This is a genomic window from Mycolicibacterium sp. XJ870, from assembly GCF_053483975.1.
Genome location: NZ_JBEFTI010000007.1, coordinates 19207 through 38406 on the forward strand (window position 1 = coordinate 19207; position 19200 = coordinate 38406).

Annotated in this window: 20 protein-coding genes; 7 read left to right on the plus strand and 13 right to left on the minus strand. The window is 66.9% G+C overall.

The window, feature by feature from the left end; all coding sequences use genetic code 11:
• Positions 1-598 precede the first annotated feature (598 nt).
• Complete coding sequence (locus tag ABQF30_RS22310) at positions 599-1348, minus strand: SDR family oxidoreductase (protein WP_448467853.1); 750 nt, start codon at positions 1346-1348, stop codon at positions 599-601.
• A gap of 40 nt (positions 1349-1388) precedes the next feature.
• Complete coding sequence (locus tag ABQF30_RS22315) at positions 1389-2243, minus strand: Fpg/Nei family DNA glycosylase (protein ID WP_448467855.1); 855 nt, start codon at positions 2241-2243, stop codon at positions 1389-1391.
• Between the two features lie 41 nt (positions 2244-2284).
• Between ABQF30_RS22315 and ABQF30_RS22320 the strand changes: the two genes are divergently transcribed.
• The gene (locus tag ABQF30_RS22320) at positions 2285-4027 is read left to right on the plus strand and encodes an FUSC family protein (RefSeq protein WP_448467857.1); all 1743 of its coding nucleotides are present in this window, start codon (positions 2285-2287) and stop codon (positions 4025-4027) included.
• On the opposite strand, the gene ABQF30_RS22325 is transcribed toward ABQF30_RS22320, so the two are convergent.
• The gene (locus ABQF30_RS22325) at positions 3992-4381 is read right to left on the minus strand and encodes a phage holin family protein (RefSeq protein ID WP_448467859.1); all 390 of its coding nucleotides are present in this window, start codon (positions 4379-4381) and stop codon (positions 3992-3994) included. The two genes, ABQF30_RS22320 and ABQF30_RS22325, sit on opposite strands and share 36 nt — an antisense overlap.
• 6 nt (positions 4382-4387) lie before the next feature.
• Entirely contained in the window at positions 4388-5128 is a 741-nt protein-coding gene (cobF, locus tag ABQF30_RS22330) for a precorrin-6A synthase (deacetylating) (protein WP_448467860.1), read from the minus strand.
• A 129-nt stretch (positions 5129-5257) separates the two neighbouring features.
• On the opposite strand from cobF, the gene ABQF30_RS22335 reads away from it, so the two are divergent.
• The gene (locus tag ABQF30_RS22335; protein ID WP_448467862.1) at positions 5258-6529 is read left to right on the plus strand and encodes a diiron oxygenase; all 1272 of its coding nucleotides are present in this window, start codon (positions 5258-5260) and stop codon (positions 6527-6529) included.
• On the opposite strand, the gene ABQF30_RS22340 is transcribed toward ABQF30_RS22335, so the two are convergent.
• Positions 6513-7694 carry an MFS transporter gene (locus ABQF30_RS22340; protein WP_448467864.1) on the minus strand — a complete coding sequence of 394 codons (1182 nt, stop codon included), beginning with the start codon at positions 7692-7694 and terminating at the stop codon, positions 6513-6515. The two genes, ABQF30_RS22335 and ABQF30_RS22340, sit on opposite strands and share 17 nt — an antisense overlap.
• Before the next feature lie 118 nt (positions 7695-7812).
• Between ABQF30_RS22340 and ABQF30_RS22345 the strand changes: the two genes are divergently transcribed.
• A complete protein-coding gene (locus ABQF30_RS22345; protein ID WP_448468337.1) occupies positions 7813-8547 on the plus strand; it encodes an STAS domain-containing protein in 735 nt (244 codons plus the stop codon).
• Between the two features lie 4 nt (positions 8548-8551).
• On the opposite strand, the gene ABQF30_RS22350 is transcribed toward ABQF30_RS22345, so the two are convergent.
• On the minus strand, positions 8552-9256 hold the full coding sequence (locus ABQF30_RS22350) for a GAF and ANTAR domain-containing protein (RefSeq protein ID WP_448467866.1): 705 nt from the start codon (positions 9254-9256) through the stop codon (positions 8552-8554).
• A 119-nt stretch (positions 9257-9375) separates the two neighbouring features.
• Between ABQF30_RS22350 and ABQF30_RS22355 the strand changes: the two genes are divergently transcribed.
• Complete coding sequence (locus ABQF30_RS22355; protein WP_448467868.1) at positions 9376-10239, plus strand: LLM class flavin-dependent oxidoreductase; 864 nt, start codon at positions 9376-9378, stop codon at positions 10237-10239.
• Between the two features lie 14 nt (positions 10240-10253).
• On the opposite strand, the gene ABQF30_RS22360 is transcribed toward ABQF30_RS22355, so the two are convergent.
• A complete protein-coding gene (locus tag ABQF30_RS22360; RefSeq protein WP_448467870.1) occupies positions 10254-11381 on the minus strand; it encodes an ROK family protein in 1128 nt (375 codons plus the stop codon).
• A gap of 146 nt (positions 11382-11527) precedes the next feature.
• Between ABQF30_RS22360 and ABQF30_RS22365 the strand changes: the two genes are divergently transcribed.
• Positions 11528-12742: an MFS transporter gene (locus tag ABQF30_RS22365; protein ID WP_448467872.1), complete on the plus strand. Its 1215-nt coding sequence runs from the start codon at positions 11528-11530 to the stop codon at positions 12740-12742.
• 5 nt (positions 12743-12747) lie between these two features.
• Here ABQF30_RS22365 and ABQF30_RS22370 read toward each other — a convergent pair whose 3' ends face one another.
• The 5 genes from ABQF30_RS22370 to ABQF30_RS22390 form a co-directional block, all read right to left on the minus strand.
• Entirely contained in the window at positions 12748-13128 is a 381-nt protein-coding gene (locus ABQF30_RS22370; RefSeq protein ID WP_448467874.1) for a DUF5709 domain-containing protein, read from the minus strand.
• 170 nt (positions 13129-13298) lie between these two features.
• Positions 13299-13595: a hypothetical protein gene (locus ABQF30_RS22375; protein ID WP_448467876.1), complete on the minus strand. Its 297-nt coding sequence runs from the start codon at positions 13593-13595 to the stop codon at positions 13299-13301.
• Between the two features lie 193 nt (positions 13596-13788).
• Positions 13789-14733: a VWA domain-containing protein gene (locus ABQF30_RS22380; protein WP_448467878.1), complete on the minus strand. Its 945-nt coding sequence runs from the start codon at positions 14731-14733 to the stop codon at positions 13789-13791.
• On the minus strand, positions 14730-15635 hold the full coding sequence (locus ABQF30_RS22385) for a DUF58 domain-containing protein (protein WP_448467880.1): 906 nt from the start codon (positions 15633-15635) through the stop codon (positions 14730-14732). The genes ABQF30_RS22380 and ABQF30_RS22385 overlap by 4 nt, the downstream gene beginning before the upstream one ends.
• The gene (locus ABQF30_RS22390; protein WP_448467882.1) at positions 15632-16648 is read right to left on the minus strand and encodes an AAA family ATPase; all 1017 of its coding nucleotides are present in this window, start codon (positions 16646-16648) and stop codon (positions 15632-15634) included. The genes ABQF30_RS22385 and ABQF30_RS22390 overlap by 4 nt, the downstream gene beginning before the upstream one ends.
• 106 nt (positions 16649-16754) lie before the next feature.
• On the opposite strand from ABQF30_RS22390, the gene ABQF30_RS22395 reads away from it, so the two are divergent.
• Positions 16755-17471 carry a response regulator transcription factor gene (locus tag ABQF30_RS22395; protein WP_448467884.1) on the plus strand — a complete coding sequence of 239 codons (717 nt, stop codon included), beginning with the start codon at positions 16755-16757 and terminating at the stop codon, positions 17469-17471.
• Positions 17468-18700, plus strand: a complete 1233-nt coding sequence (locus ABQF30_RS22400; protein ID WP_448467886.1) for a sensor histidine kinase — start codon at positions 17468-17470, stop codon at positions 18698-18700. The genes ABQF30_RS22395 and ABQF30_RS22400 overlap by 4 nt, the downstream gene beginning before the upstream one ends.
• Before the next feature lie 12 nt (positions 18701-18712).
• Here the strand turns inward: ABQF30_RS22400 and ABQF30_RS22405 are convergent, their stop codons facing one another.
• Positions 18713-19108, minus strand: a complete 396-nt coding sequence (locus ABQF30_RS22405; protein WP_448467888.1) for a hemophore-related protein — start codon at positions 19106-19108, stop codon at positions 18713-18715.
• Between the last annotated feature and the right edge of the window lie 92 nt (positions 19109-19200).

A 19200-nucleotide genomic window follows, 5' to 3' on the forward strand; every position in this document is an offset into this window, starting at 1 on the left:
GACCCCTCTGGTGAAACCACGTGGCACCCGCCAACCTCAGCAGCCCCTTGAGCGTCAGTGGTTACGTGCCCGCCTATTAGCGACAAAGTCGCGGGCCGGTTGCGAGCCGGCTGCAATTTGTCCGGAGCGTGCGTAGCGGTACGGCGGTCCCGGGCGCGAAATCCCGCCACAGCGCTACCAACGCGGGGCGGCACAGACCTAACCAACGGGCGCATGCGGCCGCGACACCGATCGCTCCCGCATGGACACCAATCGTCCTGTCACATGAATGCCGTTGGGGCTCAGTAATATCCATGCCCACCTCGGTGAGCGACAATGTCGCTGTAATGCGGGCAACCCGAAATACGATGCTGGTGTGGCCGGCGATGCCAGAGATACCAGCGTGATTTGCGACGTGGTGCTGACGTGACAAGTGTTGCCCCCGAGGCGATTTCAGCGACTTTGTCGCTAATAGGCGGGCAAAGCGACTATGTGCTGGGGAGGCGTGCCGGGGACGCGCGCCCGGCAGCGAACGCCCGGAACGCCCGAGCGGACTGAAAGCCGAGCGGACCGGGCCAGCAGCAGGCGCACCCAGCAGCCGGGGCACCAGTGTCCGAAACTACGCGAACCGCTTCGTGAATTTGGGCGGCAGCAGGCGCATGACCTGGGTCAACGGCGCCCACGGCCAGCGCGGCACCACTGCACGGCCCTTCTCCTTCTCGATGGCCTCGACCATCGCGCGCACGCCGGTCTCGTTGTCGACCATGAGCATGGTGGTCGCAGACTTGGCCGTCATCTCCGACTCGATGTAGCCCGGCTCGATGACTGTGACCCGGATCGGCCCCTTGTCGTACTCGGCACGCAGCGACTCGCCCAACGATGTCATCCCGGCCTTCGAAGCGCAGTAGGCGGCCTTGCCGCCGGGCACACCCGTGTTGCCGAGCACTGATGAGATCAGCACCAGGTGGCCGCTGCCGGATTTCTTGAACATCTCCAGCGCGGTCTCGATCTGCACCAGCCCGGCGATCAGGTTGGTTTCGATGGTCGCCTTGTTGGCCCACGGCTTGCCCTCGCCGAGCGGCCAGCCCTTGCCGATGCCCGCATTCACGATCACCCGGTCGATACCGCCGAGCTCCTCAGACAACGAGCCGAACACCCGCGGCACTGCCTCGTGATCGTTGACGTCCAGCGCCGCGACCGCCACCTTGATGTAGGGATGCCGGTCGGCGAGTTCGGCCTTCAGCTCGTCGAGCCGCTCGGTCCGACGCGCACACAACGCCAGGTCACGGCCCTTTGCCGCGAATTGACGGGCCATGCCGGCGCCCAGGCCGGAGCTGGCACCGGTGATGAGGATCTTCTGACGGGTCACCGCTGCAGGATAACCTGGTTAAACACCTGTCAAGAAACCGCTACTTGAGCAGCCGGGACATCCGCCGGTCGGCGAGCACCTTGCCACCGGTCTGACACGTCGGGCAGTACTGGAAAGACTTGTCCGCGAACGACACCTCCCGCACGGTGTCACCGCAGACCGGGCACGGCAGTCCGGTGCGGGCGTGCACCCGAAGCCCCGACCGCTTCTCGCCTTTGAGCGTGGCGGCCTGCTGCCCCACCGATCGCGACACCGCATCGGTGAGCACCGAGATCATCGCGTCGTGCAAATCGGCTAGTTGGGCGTCGGTCAGCTTGCCCGCGGTGGCGAACGGCGAAAGCTTGGCGACGTGCAGGATCTCGTCGCTGTAGGCGTTGCCGATCCCGGCGATCACCTTCTGATCGGTGATGACGGTTTTGATGCGTCCGCCCTGCCCGGCAAGCAGTCCGGCCAGCCCCGCCAAATCCAGCGACAGCGCGTCCGGGCCGAGAGCAGCGATCTGCGGTACCTGCAGCGGATCGGAGACCATCCACACCGCCAGCCGCTTCTGCGTGCCTGCCTCGGTGAGGTCGAAACCCACCGCATCACCCAAGTGCACGCGCAACGCTATCGGGCCCTTCCCCGGTTTGAGCGGCGTCGACGCCAACTTGTCCGACCAGCGCAGCCAACCGGCCCGGGACAGGTGCGTGATGAGGAACAGCCCACCGGCCTGCAGGCCCAGGTATTTTCCCCACCGGGCAGCGTCGGTGACGGTCTGCCCGTGCAGGGCGGTGATCGGCGGGTCGAACGTCTTGAGTACCGAAAACGCTGACACGTCGACGCGGGTCACCACCCGCCCGACCGCGTTGCGGCGCAAATGGTCGGCCAACGCCTCGACCTCGGGCAGTTCGGGCATGCCTTCCAGTGTGTCAGCCGGACGCCGAGCATGCTGTAACCATGGCGGAACGCCCGGCGCCCAAACCGGTTGGCAACCCGCTGCGCCACATCTTGGTGATGAACAAGGTGCAGCGTCGCTGGCCGCACGCGTTGCGGGCCGGGATCTGCATGGCAGTACCGGTTCTGGTGGGCTGGGCCGCGGGCGATACCGCAGCCGGCCTGATCGCCACCATCGGCGGGTTCACATCGCTCTACGGCAGCGGGCGCCCGTATCTCAATCGCGGCGTGTACCTCGCCGTTGTCGCGGTGTCCTTCGCCGGCGCGGTTGCCGTTGGCGACTGGGCAGCCCAGGTGCCATGGCTCGGGATCGTCACGGTCACGGTGATCGCGATGGTGGCGACGCTCGTATGTCATGCCCTGGCCATCGGGCCGCCCGGCGCGTACATGTTCGTGCTGGCCTGCGCCGCGGGTACGGGCGCGCAGGCGACCGGTCATCTGAGCCCCGGCCAGGTGGCGGCGCTGGTGCTCGCCGGCGGCGCCTTCGCCTGGTGTGTCCACATGTCGGGCGCACTGGCGCGCCCGCGCGGTCCCGAGAAAGCGGCGGTGGCGGCGGCCGCCGCGGCCGTCGCCCAGTACATCGACAGCATCGGCGGCGACGCGGGCGAACAAGCAGATGCGCGACACCGGGCCGCGACGCTACTGCACGCCGCGTGGGTCACGCTGGTGACGTTCCAGCCGGTGCAGCCCAAACCCGACCACGCGCTGTATCGGCTGCGGGTGGTGAGCCGACGACTGCACGTGCTGTTCGCCGACGCGATGCGAGCCGCTGACACAGGTACACCGGCTCCGAAGGACGGCGCCGCACTGGCGCGGCAGCTGGCGACTGTCCCCGCCGACGCGATCCCCGACGAGCATGGCGCCGAGGGAGTTCCGCTCGGCAGGCCCAGCGCGGTCAAGCTGCTGCGACGGGCCCTGACCCCCGGCTCGATCTCGCTTCAGCTCGCCGTCCGGGTGGGCATCGCGGTGGCGATCTCGGGCGCGATCGCGTCTGCACTCACGCTGCACCACGCGTACTGGGCGATGGCCGCCGCGGTTCTCATGCTGCATCAGGGGTTCGACTGGCTGCGGACCGTGGCACGCGGAATAGAACGCGCACTGGGCACTTGGCTCGGTCTGGGCGTGGCCGGGGCGATCCTGGCGCTGCACCCGCAGGGGCTCTGGTTGGCTTTGACGATCGGTGCACTGCAGTTCCTCATCGAGATGTACGTGGTGCGCAACTACACGCTGGCCGTCGTGTTCATCACCCCCGCGGCACTGACGATCGCCTCGGGTGGCGCGCCGGTCGCCGACTTAGGCGAGATCCTGCTGGCCCGCGGCGCCGACACCCTGATCGGTTGTGCGGTGGCACTTCTCGTGTATTGGGCGACGCAGCGCCTTCGCACCCCGACCAGGCTGGCCGCAGGCATCGCGGCGACCCTCGACGCGGTCATCGCGACACTGCCGCACCTCGCGGCGGGCGACAGCGCCTCCCCGAGCGCCCGCACCGACCGTCGCGATCTACAGTTGCGCGCGATGGCGCTCCTGCCTGCCTATGACGCCGCGGTCGGCGGATCGTCCTCGCAACGCCTTGCGGCCGAACGCATGTGGCCGACCGTGGTGGCCACGGAGCAACTCGCCTACCGCACGCTGACGGCCTGCTGGGCGCTGGAACACGACAGCGACACCGAGGCGGCCGGCGATACTGCCGCAGCACTGACGGAGCAGACCTCAGCTCTGCGCAGCGCGGTGGACGAAGGACAGTAGCCAGCTCACGACCGACAGCACGATCGCCGCCCAGACTGCGGTCCACCAGAATTCGTCGATCTGCAGGCCCCAGTGCGTGGTGTTCTCGGTGATCCACGACGTGATCCAGAGCATCAACGCATTGATGACGATGTGGATGAGGCCGAGGGTGAGGATGTAGAGCGGGATCGACAGGATCTGCACGATCGGCTTGATGACCGCGTTGACCAGACCGAAGATCACCGCGACGACGAAGATGATGCCGACCCGCGTCAAGGTCGTATCACCGCCGACGAAGCTCATCCCCGGCACGATGAGAGTGACAACCCAGAGTGCGAAACCAGTAATCGCTGCGCGCAGCAGAAATGAGCCCATGGGTGGTCAGTCTGCCGAGCGCAGCAGGTAGGTGTCCATGATCCAGCCGTGGCGTGTTCTGGCTTCGGCGCGCAAGCCCGCGATTTCATCACCGACCTCGCCGACGGTGCCGGCGACCAGCAACTCGTCGGCGGTGCCCAGATACGCGCCCCACCAGATGCGGGTCTGCGGCGGGCAGGACTGGAACGAACACTCGGCGTCGAGCATCACCACCGCGCTGCCCGACAGCCCGTGCTCGCGCAATTGGCGGCCGGTGGTGATCAGCACGGGCTCGCCGACGTCGTTGAGCGGGATGCGGTGGCGCGCCGTGAGGGCCTGGATCGCGGTGACACCTGGGATGACGTCGTATTGGATGTCGACGCAGTCGGCCACTTTTTCCAGGATTCGCAGGGTGCTGTCGTAGAGCGACGGATCACCCCAGGCCAGAAATGCTCCGGTGCCGTCGGGACCGAGTTCGGTTTCGATGGCCTGCGCCCAGATCCGGGCCCGCTCGGCATGCCAGTCCGCGACGATCTGGCGGTACTCGCCCTCTTTCGCCCGCTTCGGGTCGGCCAACTCCACGAACCGGTAGCCGGGCTCGCGAATGAACCGCTCACAGATGAGCCGGCGCAACGCGACCAATTCGTCTTTCGAGTCGCCCTTGTCCATCGCGAAGAACACCTGCGTGTCGTTGAGCGCGGAAACGGCCTGTGCGGTGACGTAGTCCGGATCACCGGCTCCGATTCCGATGACGTGGATGCGACGCACATGCGAAGGTTAGCGGCCGCCCGGGAGCACACCAACCGTACCCAAAGTATCCGGTACCCGGGGTATTGACATCTTGTGGCTCGGGTACTTACGTTCAAGGGACGAAACGTCAACGAAGGGACGTCAACGGTGACAGCTTCGGTCCGAGCGGTCAGATCCGCCAACGCCGCGACGCGTGAAGAGTTCTCCGAGCGCCTGCTCAAGGGCTCGGTCAAGAAGTCCTACGCGCCCGTCGTCGACATCGACTGGGATGCCCCGCTGGATCCGGACAAGTTCTTCCTGCCGCCCAAGGTGGTGTCACTGTACGGAACGCCGTTGTGGGACAGCATGTCCCGCGAACAGCAGATCGAGCTGTCCCGTCAGGAGCTGGTCAACACGCTCTCGGCAGGCATCTGGTTCGAGAACATCCTCAACCAGGCGCTGCTGCGCAAGATGATGCACCAGGATCCGACCGCGATGGCCACCCACTACGAGCTGACCGAACTGGGCGACGAAACCCGGCACATGGTGATGTTCGGCAAGGCCATCGCGAAGCTCGACGCCAAGCCGGTACGGCCACGCCTCTACCAGCGCATGATCATCAACTCGCTGCCGTTCGCGTTCCAGGGTTCGGTGCTGTGGGTGGCCGCGTTGATCGGCGAGGAGATCTTCGACTCGCTGCAGCGCCAGATGATGGACGATCCGGACCTGCAGCCAATGGTGCAGCGCCTCATGCGCATCCATGTCACCGAGGAAGCCCGCCACATCCAGTTCGCGCGCGACGGCCTGCGCAAACGCACCCCGACCATGCCGTGGATCACCCGGGCGTGGGTGAGCAATCTGAACGGGGCGGGCGGCCTTTTCTTCCGGTACCTGTTCACCAACAAAGTGCAGTATCAGCGCGTCGGCCTGGACGGCCGCGCCGCGCGGCGGATGGCCCGCGCCAGCGCACATCGCCACGAGGTGCAGATCGCCGGATTCGCACCGCTCGCAGCGTTTCTGGAGGAGGTCGGCCTGATGGGCCGCATCGGCCGGCGGGTGTGGCGGCGCACCGGGTTCCTGCCGCAGAACCAGCCCCACTTGCGGTGGCGCCGCAGCAAGCCGTTGGCATCCGGGCCGGATCCGGCCATCGCCGATGACGTGTATGACGGGCAGGCGGTGCTCAACACCGGCGAACACGACCATTCGGTCCGCGTGCGGCTGACCGGGCATCTGGATCCGATCGACGGTCGGTATCACTGGCAGGGCACGATTCTCGACGGCACCGCGATCACCGGCGCAGGCCAGGTTCGGCTGACCATCGGCATGCGCACCGTCGACGCTCGCATCACCGAACGCACGGCGCAGGGCACCTACTCGATCGTCGGCGTCGGCGAACCCCCGTTCGCCCTGGAGGACGTGGAGGTCACGCTGCCCGGCTGAGTCGTACCCGGCCGACCACAGCAGCGCCCAGCAGTCCGACGGCGAACACCCCACCGGCGATCCCGGAGATCAGCAACGGTAGTTCTCCGTCGGCACCCCAGAGCAGGCCTGCCCACACCCCGGCGCCGAGTACGGCAAAACCGCTGAGGCCCTGGAAAACTCCCTGTGCACTCCCCTGCAGGTCCGAGCCCACCAGCGACGAGATCCACGCCTTGCTGACTCCGTCGGTGCATCCGGTGAACAGACCGTAGGCCCCGATCAGCAGCCAGGACAACACCGGATCACTGGTCAGGCCCAGACCGGTGTAGCCGACAGCGAAGAACACCAGCCCGATGCCGAACACCGGAATCCGGCCGATCCGGTCGGCCAGCAGACCGGCCGGAAAACTCGCGAGGGCGTACACCGCGTTGTACGTCACGTAAGCCAGGATGACCTCGACGACCGAGAAGCCGATCTCGTTGAGCCGCAACAGAAGCAGCGCGTCCGGGAAGTTCACCAGGCCGAACGCCACCAGCACTGCCGTCACCCGCCAGTACCGGCCGGGCAGGTCCCGCACCCGGGCGAACACCGGTTGGTGCACCCCGCGCGGCGAAGCCGAGCGCCGCTTTTCGGACACCAGGAACACCAGGGCGACGCTGAGCACCGCGGGCACGATAGCCACCCACAGCAGCGGTGCGATCTGGTGGTCGAGCAATTCGTAACCGAGCAGGCCCAACAGCGGTCCGATGACCGCGCCGAAGGTGTCCATCGCGCGGTGGAATCCGAACACCCTGCCGCGGGCCGCCACGTCGATATCGACGACCAGCAGGGCGTCGCGCGGCGCACCCCGGATGCCCTTGCCGAGACGGTCTACGACGCGGCCCGCCAGCACGCCCGGCCAGCCTGCCGCCGCTGCCACGATGACCTTGCCCAGCGCGGCCATGCCATAGCCGGTGGCGATCAGCGGGCGCTTCGCGAACCGGTCGCCGAGTGGGCCTGCGGCCAGTTTGGTCATCGCCGCCGCGCCTTCGGCCGCGCCCTCGACGGCACCGACCACGGCCGGCGGCGCCCCGAGCACCGTCGTCAGATAGATCGGCAGTAGCGGATAGAGCAGTTCGCTTGCCACGTCCTGCAACAGCGACACCGCAGAGAGCACCCGGACGTTGCGGGTCAGCCAGGTGCGCACCAGAAACATGATGCCGTGCAATGGTGTCGATCAGGACATAGCCGGGTACACGACATCTGCCGCGTCTCACTCGAGACGGATCGGAGGATCAGTGGCTGGACCGCAAAGTCCGATGGTGATGTCGGCGCACACGTTGGACAGCACGAGCGTCGTCATGGTCGACGGAGTGCTTGACAGCACGACCTACCGGCCGTTACGCGACACCATCATCGAGATGGCCCTGAACGAGCCTCGCGCCGTCATCATCGACATCACCGACCTGCAGGTCCCTGACGAGTCGGCGTTGGCGGTCTTCACCAGCGCCCGATGGCACGTCAGTGTGTGGCCGGATGTCCCCCTGGTTCTGGTCTGCCGGCACGGCAACGGCCGCGCGGCAATCGCGCGCAACGGAATCGCCAAGTACGTGCCGGTGTATCCGACCATCGAGGACGCCCGTGACTGGGTCGCCGCGCTGGGCATCGCGACGCCGCGCCTGCGGGCCCAGGTGCAGTTGCCGCCGGTTCACTCCAGCCTGCACCGAGCGCGGGAGTTGGCCGCCGAATGGTTGTTGGCGTGGTGGCAGCCCGAATCGATCGCGGTCACCTCGATAGTCGTCGATGTGCTGGTGGAGAACGTGCTGGAACACACGCAGAGTGCGCCTGGCCTCCTGATCGAGACGAGAGGTGACGTCGTGACGATCGCAGTGGAGGACCACAGCCGCCTACCCGCTGTTCGGCACGAAGACCCCCATCAGGGGGCCGATACGGTGTCGGGACTCGCGGTCGTGGCGGCGGTGACGCGCGCCTGGGGCAGTACACCGACTTCGACGGGCAAGACGGTGTGGGCGGTCATCGGCCCGGAGAACTGCCTGTGAGCGATTAGCAGTCCGAGGCAGGCCCGGAGATGACGATGTCGCGCGCGATGTCGGCGAGGGGCACGTTGGAGCTCTGCGACAGTCGCTTGAGGACCTCGAAGGCTTGCACGGAGTCGATCTTGAAACGCTCCATGATCATCCCCTTGGCCTGGCCGATGATGTCCCGAGAGGCCAGCGCGCTGCGGAACTGTTCATCTCGCCGCAGCAGATTCCAGGCCAGCGCGGTATGGGTCGCCACGATCAGCCCAGCCTCGATCGCCTCGGCATCGAAGGCGTACGGCTGTTCGGCGTAGAAGTTCAGCGCCCCCATGGTCTGCTGGTCGGCGTACAGCTGGAACGCCATGATCGACCGGATCGGCGTCTCGTCGCGGGCGTCCTTGCAGTAGGCGGGCCAACGCTGTTCGGTTTCGACGTCGTCGATCTTGGTGATGTGTTGTTCCCACGCCGCGGTCAGGCATGGCCCCTCCGCGCATCGCTGCTGGATCTTGTCGAGGAGAACCGCGTAATCGCTCGTGGCGGCCGCGGTGTGCAGCTTGCCGTCACGCGTGGCGATCGTGATGCCGCCGTGCTGGGCGGTCGGGATATAGCTGACTCCGCTCTCGGCGAGTTCGCTGAGGACCGCGTCCACGTCGGTTGTCGGGCGTTGCTGAATATCGCGAATCAACTCGCTGATCTGCAGAGCAATGACCCTGTGAGGGCTGTCTGACATCGCTTCACTCCAATCCCCGCACGACTACCGAATGTCGCAGAAGGTGACCAGTAAAGCGTAGCCGTTCGATCCCCGCCAATCTCCCGCATCAGTTCTAGAACACGTTCTAGTGTGGTGGCATGCGGTTCACCTATGCGGAAGCCATGACCGATCCGACCTACTACATTCCGCTGGCCCAGGCGGCCGAAGCGGCCGGATACCACGCGATGACCATTCCGGACAGCATCGCCTACCCGTTCGAATCGGACGCGAAGTACCCGTACACGCCCGACGGCAACCGGGAATTCCTGGAAGGTAAGCCGTTCATCGAGGCGTTCGTCCTGGCCTCGGCATTGTGCGCGGCGACCACCACCCTCAAGTTCAACTTCTTCGTGCTCAAACTGCCGATCCGGCCGCCGGCCCTGGTGGCCAAGCAGGCCGGCTCCCTCAATGCGCTGTTCGACAACCGACTCGGGCTCGGCGTCGGCACCAGCCCGTGGCCCGAGGACTATGAGCTGATGAACGTGCCGTTCGCCCGTCGCGGCAAGCGGATGGACGAGTGCATCGACATCATCCGCGGGCTCACCAGTGGCGACTACTTCGAATACCACGGCGAGTTCTACGACATCCCGAAGACCAAGATGACTCCGGCACCATCGAAGCCGGTGCCCATCCTGGTCGGCGGGCATGCCGATGCCGCACTGCGCCGCGCCGCGCGCTGCGACGGCTGGATGCACGGTGGCGGGACCGACGATCTCGACGTACTTCTCAAGCGGCTCAACCAGATTCGCCAGGAAGAAGGTCACACCGGCCCCTTTGAGGTTCACGTCATCTCAGTGGACGCCTTCACTGTCGACGGCATCAAACGGCTGGAGGACCAGGGTGTCACCGATGTGATCGTCGGTTTCCGGCTGCCCTACACCAAGGGCGAGGACACCGAGCCGCTGGACCGCAAGATTCGGAACCTGGAGAAGTTCGCCGAACACGTGATCTCAAAGGTGTAGCGGGTCAGGCCCGGTCAGAACACCTCGTCGAGAACCATTGCCGCGCAGCCGATCACCCCGGACTCTTCACCGTGGATCGACGGCGCAACGGTCAGCGACCGGGTGGCCAGCGCAGTGGCATTGCCGTACAACGTCTCTCGCAGACCTGCAACGAAAATGTCGTAGGCGCCCGACATGTCTCCGGCCACCACCAGTACCCCGGGGTTCAGCAGGTTGACAGCGGCGGCGAGCACCTCGCCGACATGGCGACCGCTGTCCCGGATCAAGCGGCGGGCTTCGGCATCGCCGCCGTGAGCCAAGGCGACCACGTCCCGTAGGTGGTTGACGGCGCGGCCGTCCTGGCGAAGGGCGGCCACCAACGCCCAACCGCCGGCGACTGCCTCCAGACACCCGATGTCACCGCACCGGCACGGTAGCCCCGCCGCGGCCGCAGTCTTGTTGTGGCCCAACTCGCCGGCCGCCTGGGTGGCGCCGCGCTGCAGTACGCCGCCGGCGATGATGCCCGCGCCGATGCCGGTAGAGGCCTTGAGCACCAGCATGTCGTCGACCGCGCGGTCGTTCCCGGCGCGTTCGGCCAGTGCGATGACGTTGACGTCGTTGTCGACCACCACCGGCGCGTCGGTCAGCGCCCGCAGATACGTCCGCACCTCGACCCCACCCCAGCCTGGCAGAATCGGCGAGTCCACACCGGCGCCGCGCTGACGGTCCACGGTGCCCGGCAGGCTGGCGCCGACCCCGTACACCCGGGCGCCGCGGTGGCCGTCGAGCAACGCGTCGAGGCGTTTGACCACGTCAGGCATCAGATCGTCAGGGCCGAGGTCGGGCTGTTGGTCGATATCGGCGAGGTCGAGCACGTCGCCGGCGAGGTCGCACACCGCCAGCCGGGTGCGACTGCGGCCGATCGCGGCCGACAACACCACACCGGCGGCGGCATTGAATGACAGCAGTGTCGGAGGTCGTCCGCCCGTCGACGGAGCCTGCTCGCTCTCGACGACCAGCCCCTGCTCGGTGAGAGCTGCTACGCGGGCTGACACCGCTGTGCGGGAGAGCCCGGTCAGTTGGCCGATCTCGGCGCGGGTGACGGCGCGGCGTTCCCTGATCAGGGCAAGGACCTCACCAACGGTCGAGCCGACGCTCGTCATACCAGCACCGTAACCTCCATCACTTTGGCATTCAAAATACAAAAGTAAGTTGCTGGGACATCAGAAGTCCGGTTAGCGTTGCAGAAGCCGTTCTCGCCAACGCTGTCCGAGAGCTCAATCCCAACGCCATCGGAAAGCCGCAACGTATGACGACTTCCCTCGAACGCCCGACGCGCCCTTCTTCGGTGGTCGCAACCGATCCCACCGTCCGGTGGCTCGCAGTGCTCGCCCTCGCCCTCGGTGGCTTCGGCATCGGCACCACCGAGTTCGTCGCGATGGGTCTGCTGCCCGATATCGCGACGGGCTTCGGCATCAGTGAACCCACTGCCGGTCACGTCATCTCCGCGTACGCACTGGGCGTGGTGGTCGGGGCACCGGTGATCGCTTCCTTGACCGCTCGACTTCCGCGCAAGGCGCTGCTGCTGGGCCTGATGGCGGTCTTCACTCTCGGCAACGTGGCCAGCATGGTGGCACCGTCGTACCCGACGCTCGTCGTCGCGCGATTCGTTGCCGGCCTGCCGCACGGCGCCTTCTTCGGCATCGCCGCGCTGGCCGCCGCACACCTGATGGGCCCGCAGAACCGGGCGAGGGCCGTCGCGCACGTGATGTCCGGACTCACGATCGCGACGGTGCTCGGCGTGCCGATGGCCTCCTGGCTCGGCCAGGCGCTGGGCTGGCGCAGTGCGTTCGGCCTCGTGGTCGTCATCGGCATGCTCACCCTGACCGCGCTGTGGTTCTGGCTCCCCGACCAGCTGCGGTCGATGCACTCGTCGAGCCCGCTCACCGAACTCGGTGCGCTGCGCCGGCCGCAGGTGCTGCTCGCCGTTCTGGTCGGCATGGTCGGCTTCGGCGGGATGTTCGCCGTCTACAGCTACATCAGCACCACGATGACCGACGTCGCCGGGCTGTCCCGGGCACTGGTTCCCGTGGCGCTCATGGTGTTCGGCCTCGGCATGGTCGTCGGCAACCTCGTCGGCGGACGGCTTGCCGATGCATCGGTGATCCGCGCGCTGTATCTGTCGATGGGCACACTGGGTGTCCTGCTGGCGATCTTCGTGCCGGCTTCCCACAACCCGTGGGCCGCCCTGCTCCTGTTGTTCGGCATCGGCGCCGCCGGTTCCGCGGTCGGGCCGGCGCTGCAGACCCGACTGATGGATGTCGCCCACGACGCGCAGACGCTCGCCGCGGCGCTCAACCACTCAGCGCTCAACATCGGCAACGCGACAGGCGCGTGGGTCGGTGGGCTGGTGATCGCGGCCGGCTACGGGTACAGCGCCCCGGCTGCCGCCGGCGCCATGCTCGCGGTCGGCGGGCTGCTGGTGCTCACGGTGTCCGTGGCCGTGCAGCGCCGCACTGCCTGAGCTGGTTACTCGTCTTCCTCGTCGATGATGTGGACGGCGGCCTCTTCCGCAGAGGCCGCACCACCGGCGACGCCGACATCACTGCCGAGTAGCTCAGCTTCGTCGTCCTCTCCGAAACCTTCGTCGGGTGCGGCCAGTCTTCCGGCGCGCGCACTGCCGACCTCGTCGTCACCGGCCTGCTCGTCGGGCTCGTCGAGTTGCATCGCACGGTCGGGCACTTCGTCGGCCAACTGCTCGTCGAGGCTCTCGTGCTCGCGCGGTTCCCGCCATCTGTCCGGCGGTGAGTACCCCTCATCGAGGAGGTCGTCGACGCCGCGCTCGACGAGGGTGTCCTCCTTGGGCAGTTGGTCTTCGTCATCGGCGCTGTAGGTGTCGTCGGGTCCCATCAATCAACGATGTCACCGCAGGCGGCCGGCTGCCACCCTATCGCCGCGCGCAGCCCACAAAAACAATCGGCCGCACGATATGTGCGGCCGATTGCAGGCGCAATTAATTGCGAACCGCAATTCACGGTTCGAACGCCTCAAACAAATTAATGGTGCGGTTTATTCCCCGGTCAGCAGGCCACGTCGACGTAGGCGGTCTGCGAAATGACGGTGGTGTTGATGGAGCCGCCACCCCGGGAGTCTTTCGTGGAGTGAATCGGCCCCTGACGGACGCCGACCACCGAGCAGCTGGCCAGCGGTGCCGCGCCGGTGCGGTTCACGATGACGTGATATCCGCTCGTCTCAAGGCTTTTCACGGTCTGTTCCACCGACTGCTCTGTCGGCGCGGCGGCAGCGGTGCCACCCATGATGATCGCAGTCGAGGCCAATGCGCCCGCACCGAGCGCCGCCAACGCATACTTCTTCATTTCCCAACCCTTCGTCTTTGACGACCCGCAAGTCCCACAACTTCCGGTTGCCGCCTATAAACTCCAATTTCCGATCACGCTGAAAAATTCCAGATATTCTCAGCCAATACTCAGTCGTTCACGATGATCTGCCTGCCACCTCCATCACGCGGTCGACGGGCACCGCGAACCCGATCCCGGTCATCTCCTCTCCTCACACCAATCGGGAAAACCAGCGCAGCGAAAGTCCCGCCGCGACGACTCCGAACACCAGGGCGAACGCGGCGACATACGGCGTCACCTCGCGCCACTCGGTACGCCAACCGATCGACGAGCTGATGTCGCGGTAGACGTCGGCCAGCTCGTCGCTGCTCGACGCGGCATACGCCACGCCGCCGGTCGCATCCGCCAGTTCGGCCAGCGTTTCGGCGTCGACCGGCACCGGAGTCGAGTAGCCGTAGCTCTCCATGACGCCGCCCTCGGTGCCGTAGGCGATGGTCGAGACCGGCACGCCCGCGGCAGCCGCAGCCCGTGCCGCGGCGGTGGGGCTGCGCCCGCTTGTGTTCGAGCCGTCGGACAGCAGCACGACGTGTGCGGGCAGATCGGTTCCGTCATCGCCGGTCACTGTCCGAATCTGGTTCAGTGCCGCGAAAACCCCTTCGCCGATCGCGGTGCGCGATGACATGCCGATCGACCGAAGGCTGGCCTTCGCGCCGGCATGGTCGGTGTCGGGCGAATGCTCCACCACCGTCGAACCGGCGAACGAGATCACGCCGACGTTGAAGGCCGGCGGCAGCTGGTCGATGAAGTCACCGGCCGCGGCGATCGCCGCCGTCAACCTGTCGGGTTCGACGTCACGCGCCTGCATCGACTCCGACGCGTCGATCGCGACGATGATCGTGGCCCGCTCGTAGGGCACCCGGACCGGCATCTCCGGCCGAGCCGCCGCGAGCGCGACCAACCCGAGCGTGATGAGCAAAAGGGCCGCAGGAACATGCCGTCGCCACTGCGGACGCTCGGGAATCACCTTGTCCAACAAGGGCAGTGCCGCATACCGAACCGCGTAGCGCTGTCTGCGCCGCAGTGCGACGAGGTAGCCGATCGCGAGCAGCGCCACCGGCACGAGCAGCATCAGAGCGGCGGGGAACAGGAACGTCATCGCCGGCGCCTTCCCCGGTGTCGCTTGCGGGCACCGATGAACCGCGCGAGGTCGCGCACCCAGTCACGCCCGGTGCTGACGGGCAGATGCTCGGCACCGCTGGCACGGATGGCCGCAGCCACTGACGCGCGGTAGGTCGCGGCGGCCTCCTCGTACCGGCGGCGCACCGCGCGGTCGGACGTCCACACCTGCCGCTGCCGACCCGACTCCGGATCCACCAGCAGCACCGAACCCACGTCGGGCAGCGCCATCTCGCGCGGGTCGACGATCTCGACCGCGATGACGTCATGGCGTGCGGCCAGCCGGCGCAGTGGCCGGTACCAGTCGAACGGTGGATCGAAACCTGCCTCGGCGTCGAGGAAATCCGACACGACGATCCGCAGCCCCTGGCGATGACGACGCCGGCCGAACGCGTCGATGGCCGCCGCCAGTGTGGTTCCGGGCCCGGTGCGCTGATCGTCGTCGGCCAGTTCGTGGGTGATGCGGTGAGCGGCCAGCCGCGAGGAGTCCGGGCGACGCCAACGCACACCATCGGTGCCGAAGGTGGCCACTCCCAGCCGGTTGCCGGGGGCGTCGGTCAGCAGTCCGATCGCAGCGACGATCTTGGCGGCCAGTTCGCGTTTCTCGTCGACGACCGTGCCGAACGCCATGCTCGCCGTGGTGTCGAGCAATACCCAGGTGTCGAGCTGGTTGTCCGCGCGGGGCCGCCAGACATGCAGATCGGTGCTGCGGGCGGTGATGTTCCAGTCGATCCGGCGTACGTCGTCACCGGGCTGGTATCGGACCACCTCTTCGCGTTCGCTGCCGACACCGAGCCTGCTGCCTTCGTGGTCGCCGGGCACCAGGCCGTCGATGCGGCGCAACACGTCGAGATCCAGTGCCCGCCAGGGATGTGCGCTCATGACGCCATCTCGTCCAACTCGGCGTGGCGTGGGGCGATCTGCGGGGTCGGCACCCTCTCGAGCACCTCGGCGATCACCTGACGCGGATCCACGCCGTCGGCGACCGCGTCGAACGTGAGCACCAGGCGGTGTGCCAGCACGTCGGGTGCAATCTCGGCGACGTCACCCGGCAGGACATAGTCACGCCCCCGCAGCAGCGCCAGTGCCCGACTCGCGGACAACAGCCCGAGCGAACCCCGCGGGCTCACACCGTATTCCAGCAATCCGGCGATGCCCCCGACACCGTAGGAGACGGGATCACGGGTGGCCATCACCAGCCGCACGATGTAGTGGGCGACCGCGTGGTGGACGAACACGCCTTCGGTCGAGCGCTGCATGGCGACCACGTCGTCGGGGCTCATCAGCGTGCGAGGCTGCGGCGGCTGCGACCCCATCCGGGCCAGGATCGCCATCTCCTCGAGTTCGGTGGGGTGCGTGAGGTCGACCTTGAGCAGGAAGCGATCACGCTGCGCCTCCGGAAGTTGGTACACCCCGTCGGTCTCGATCGGGTTCTGCGTGGCCAGAACGAGGAACGGCGTGGGCAGCGCAAAAGTGCGGCCGCCGATGCTGACCTGTCGCTCCGCCATCGCCTCGAGCAGTGCCGACTGCACCTTGGCCGGCGCGCGGTTGATCTCGTCGGCCAGGATCATGTTGCCGAAAATGGGGCCGAGTTCGATCTCGAACGTCTCGCTGGACGGCCGCCACACCCGCGTGCCCACGATGTCGGCGGGCATCAGATCGGGCGTGAACTGCAGGCGGTGGAATACGCCGCCGACGACAGTGGCGACCGTCCGAACCGCCAGAGTTTTGGCGATGCCCGGAACGCCCTCCAGCAGGATGTGCCCGTTGGCCAGCAGGCCGACGAGAAGCCGCTCCAGCATCCGATCCTGGCCCACGACAACGTGTTTCATCTCGAACAGCGCACGCTCGACGACGGCGCTGACGTCCACTGGTGCGGTTTCAGCTGTGGTCATGGCCGTCAGTTCACCAGGGCCCCACGAAAACCAGCGCAAGGTGAAACGAAAGCCGACCGAAAGCCTTGTGGGCACAGACCCGGTTAGGTGGCTATCCTCGGCGCTCATGCGGGTGTTGATCGTGGAGGACGAGGAGGGCCTGGTCAGCGCGCTGCGAGTCGGGCTGCAACGCGAGGGCTACGCGGTGGACGCCGCCTTGTGCTACGCCGAAGCCGAAGAGCGTCTCGGCGTCAACGAGTACGACATCGCGCTCGTCGACGTGACACTCCCCGACGGCAACGGCTTGCACCTGGCGCACCGGATCCGCACCGGCGACCTGGACTGCCGATCGGGCCGCGACTTACGCATCGTGATGCTCACCGCACACGGCACGCTGCCCGACCGGGTGCGTGGGCTCGACGCCGGTGCCGACGACTACATCGTCAAACCTTTCGCGCTGGCCGAGTTGACGGCCCGGCTGCGCGCGGTGCTGCGCCGCGAGGTCCGGGGCGAATCCTCGCAACTGCGGGTCGGTGACATCGTCCTCGACGGCGCGCGTCAGGTGGTGCACCGCGGGCCGCGTGAGGTCGACCTCACCCTCAAGGAGTTCGCGGTGCTCCGCTTCCTCATGAGCCGACCGGGCCATGTCGTATCCGCCGAACAGATCCTCGAACACGTGTGGGACGAGAACGCCGACCCGTTCACCCAGACGGTCCGGGTCACGGTCGGTACGCTGCGCCGCAAACTCACCGTCGACGGTGAGGAGCAGGTGCTGCATACCCTGGTCGGCCGCGGCTACCGATTGAAAGAGGCTGTCGCGCAACCCTTCATGAGCGCTACGTGAGGCTGCCGGCGTGGGCGCGGACCATCCGGGCACGCATGGCGATCACCACCTCGGCGTGGCTGTTCGCGCTGTCGGCACTGATCCTGTTCGGCGTGTACCTCGCGCTGTCCCGGACCGTCGACGCGGAGCCGCTCGATTCGGTGACGGTCAAGAAGTTCGAGCGCAAGCCCGACGGGACCATGGTCTACCGGCCCGGGGAGAATTTCGAAGCCGCCGATCTGCGTAGCGTCCAACAGGCCGTCAACCAGTCCACGCTCGACCTGTTGCGCAACTATTCCCTGATCGCCTTGGCCGTGATCTTCGTGATCTGCCTGCTGGTCGGATGGGTCGTGGCCGGCCGACTGCTGCGCCCCATCGGACAAATCACTGCTACCGCCAACCGGTTACGCGCCACCGACCTCTCGCAGCGCATCGGTGCCACCGGACCCCGCGATGAACTGCGCGCACTCGCCGACACGCTGGACGGCATGCTGGACCGCCTCGACACGGCGTTCCGCACCGAGCGCGCACTGGTCGAGGACGTGTCACACGAACTGCGCAATCCGGTCGCGGTGGTGCAGGCCAATGTCGAGGCCGTGCTGACCAATCCGGACGCCACCGCGGCCGAGCGTGACCATGCGCTCGTTGTCATCTCCCGTGCCACCGCACGGATGTCGCGGCTGCTCGAAGACCTGCTCGCGACCGCGCGCCGACGCTCCGGAAGCTTCGCCGACCGCAATGTCGACCTGCACGGGTTCATCGGCGACGTCGTCGACGAACATGGTCTGCTCGCTGCCGAACGGCCACTCGACATCGTCGCTCGCAGCTCCCCCGGACCGGTCGTGTACGCCGACCCCGAATCGCTGGGCCGGGCAGTGGCGAATCTGCTCTCCAACGCGATCCGGTTGGCACCGACCGGATCGACCGTGACAGTTGCGGGTGGCAGCAGCAGGGGGTGGGCCTGGATCGCCGTGCAGGACGACGGGCCAGGAATCGCCGATGATGAACAGCCGCACGTCTTCGACCGCTTCAAGCGGGCCTCCAACGGCGACAACGGTTCTCGCCGCGGCTCCGGTCTCGGCCTGGCCATCGCCCGCCAGATTGTCGAGAGTCACGAGGGTCGGGTAACGCTGTTCAGCCGGCTCGGCGAGGGCAGCACGTTCGTGATCTGGCTGCCCGACCGTGCCGTTGCCGACGGGCCCGAGCGTGACGCAGCGCCACCGTCCGAGTGTCCGTTGCCGCGACGCTAGGGTGTGCGGGCCTTATGACGCCATCGCGTCGAAAAGCCTGGCGATTTGGGCGGGTGCGACATCCACGTCGCACTGTTGGCGCAGATCTCGCAGCGGCTGCGCGATGCGTTGCAGTTCCGTCCACTCCTGAGGATGTGCGACGAAGTATGCCCGGATCGCGTTCTCACCTTCTCCCGGCGGGAGCGCACCGGATTCGGTGATGACGTCGTTCGCGCCAGGATGTGCGGCAAGGAAGCCGCCCGTCTGGCTGGACACCGTGCCGAGGGCATTGCTGAGGCCGGCTGCAGTGCATTGCGGCTGGGCGGAGGCTGTCGGCATCGCGACCGTACCGGCCACTAAACCCGCGACCGCACCCGCAGAAAGTAAGCCGAGCGCACCGCGGCGCCGCGTGCTCGTGGACGTCTGCATGTTCCGCTCCTTCGATCGATCCCCGACAGCTACGGAATCGATCTACCCGGCCCTGATGAATCTAAAACCAATCAGCTTTGCTGGAGTCGTTT

Excerpts from the sequence above, each read along its gene's own strand:
- ABQF30_RS22385 (WP_448467880.1), bottom strand. The coding sequence starts at position 15,635 with ATGAGCGCACATCCCTGGCGGGCACTGGATCTCGACGTGTTGCGCCGC.
- ABQF30_RS22315 (WP_448467855.1), bottom strand. The coding sequence starts at position 2,243 with ATGCCCGAACTGCCCGAGGTCGAGGCGTTGGCCGACCATTTGCGCCGC.
- ABQF30_RS22350 (WP_448467866.1), bottom strand. The coding sequence starts at position 9,256 with ATGTCAGACAGCCCTCACAGGGTCATTGCTCTGCAGATCAGCGAGTTG.
- ABQF30_RS22345 (WP_448468337.1), top strand. The coding sequence starts at position 7,813 with ATGTCGGCGCACACGTTGGACAGCACGAGCGTCGTCATGGTCGACGGA.
- ABQF30_RS22405 (WP_448467888.1), bottom strand. The coding sequence starts at position 19,108 with ATGCAGACGTCCACGAGCACGCGGCGCCGCGGTGCGCTCGGCTTACTT.
- ABQF30_RS22325 (WP_448467859.1), bottom strand. The coding sequence starts at position 4,381 with ATGGGCTCATTTCTGCTGCGCGCAGCGATTACTGGTTTCGCACTCTGG.
- ABQF30_RS22355 (WP_448467868.1), top strand. The coding sequence starts at position 9,376 with ATGCGGTTCACCTATGCGGAAGCCATGACCGATCCGACCTACTACATT.
- ABQF30_RS22375 (WP_448467876.1), bottom strand. The coding sequence starts at position 13,595 with ATGAAGAAGTATGCGTTGGCGGCGCTCGGTGCGGGCGCATTGGCCTCG.
- ABQF30_RS22365 (WP_448467872.1), top strand. The coding sequence starts at position 11,528 with ATGACGACTTCCCTCGAACGCCCGACGCGCCCTTCTTCGGTGGTCGCA.
- ABQF30_RS22320 (WP_448467857.1), top strand. The coding sequence starts at position 2,285 with ATGGCGGAACGCCCGGCGCCCAAACCGGTTGGCAACCCGCTGCGCCAC.
- ABQF30_RS22390 (WP_448467882.1), bottom strand. The coding sequence starts at position 16,648 with ATGACCACAGCTGAAACCGCACCAGTGGACGTCAGCGCCGTCGTCGAG.
- ABQF30_RS22370 (WP_448467874.1), bottom strand. The coding sequence starts at position 13,128 with ATGGGACCCGACGACACCTACAGCGCCGATGACGAAGACCAACTGCCC.
- ABQF30_RS22395 (WP_448467884.1), top strand. The coding sequence starts at position 16,755 with ATGCGGGTGTTGATCGTGGAGGACGAGGAGGGCCTGGTCAGCGCGCTG.
- ABQF30_RS22380 (WP_448467878.1), bottom strand. The coding sequence starts at position 14,733 with ATGACGTTCCTGTTCCCCGCCGCTCTGATGCTGCTCGTGCCGGTGGCG.
- ABQF30_RS22360 (WP_448467870.1), bottom strand. The coding sequence starts at position 11,381 with ATGACGAGCGTCGGCTCGACCGTTGGTGAGGTCCTTGCCCTGATCAGG.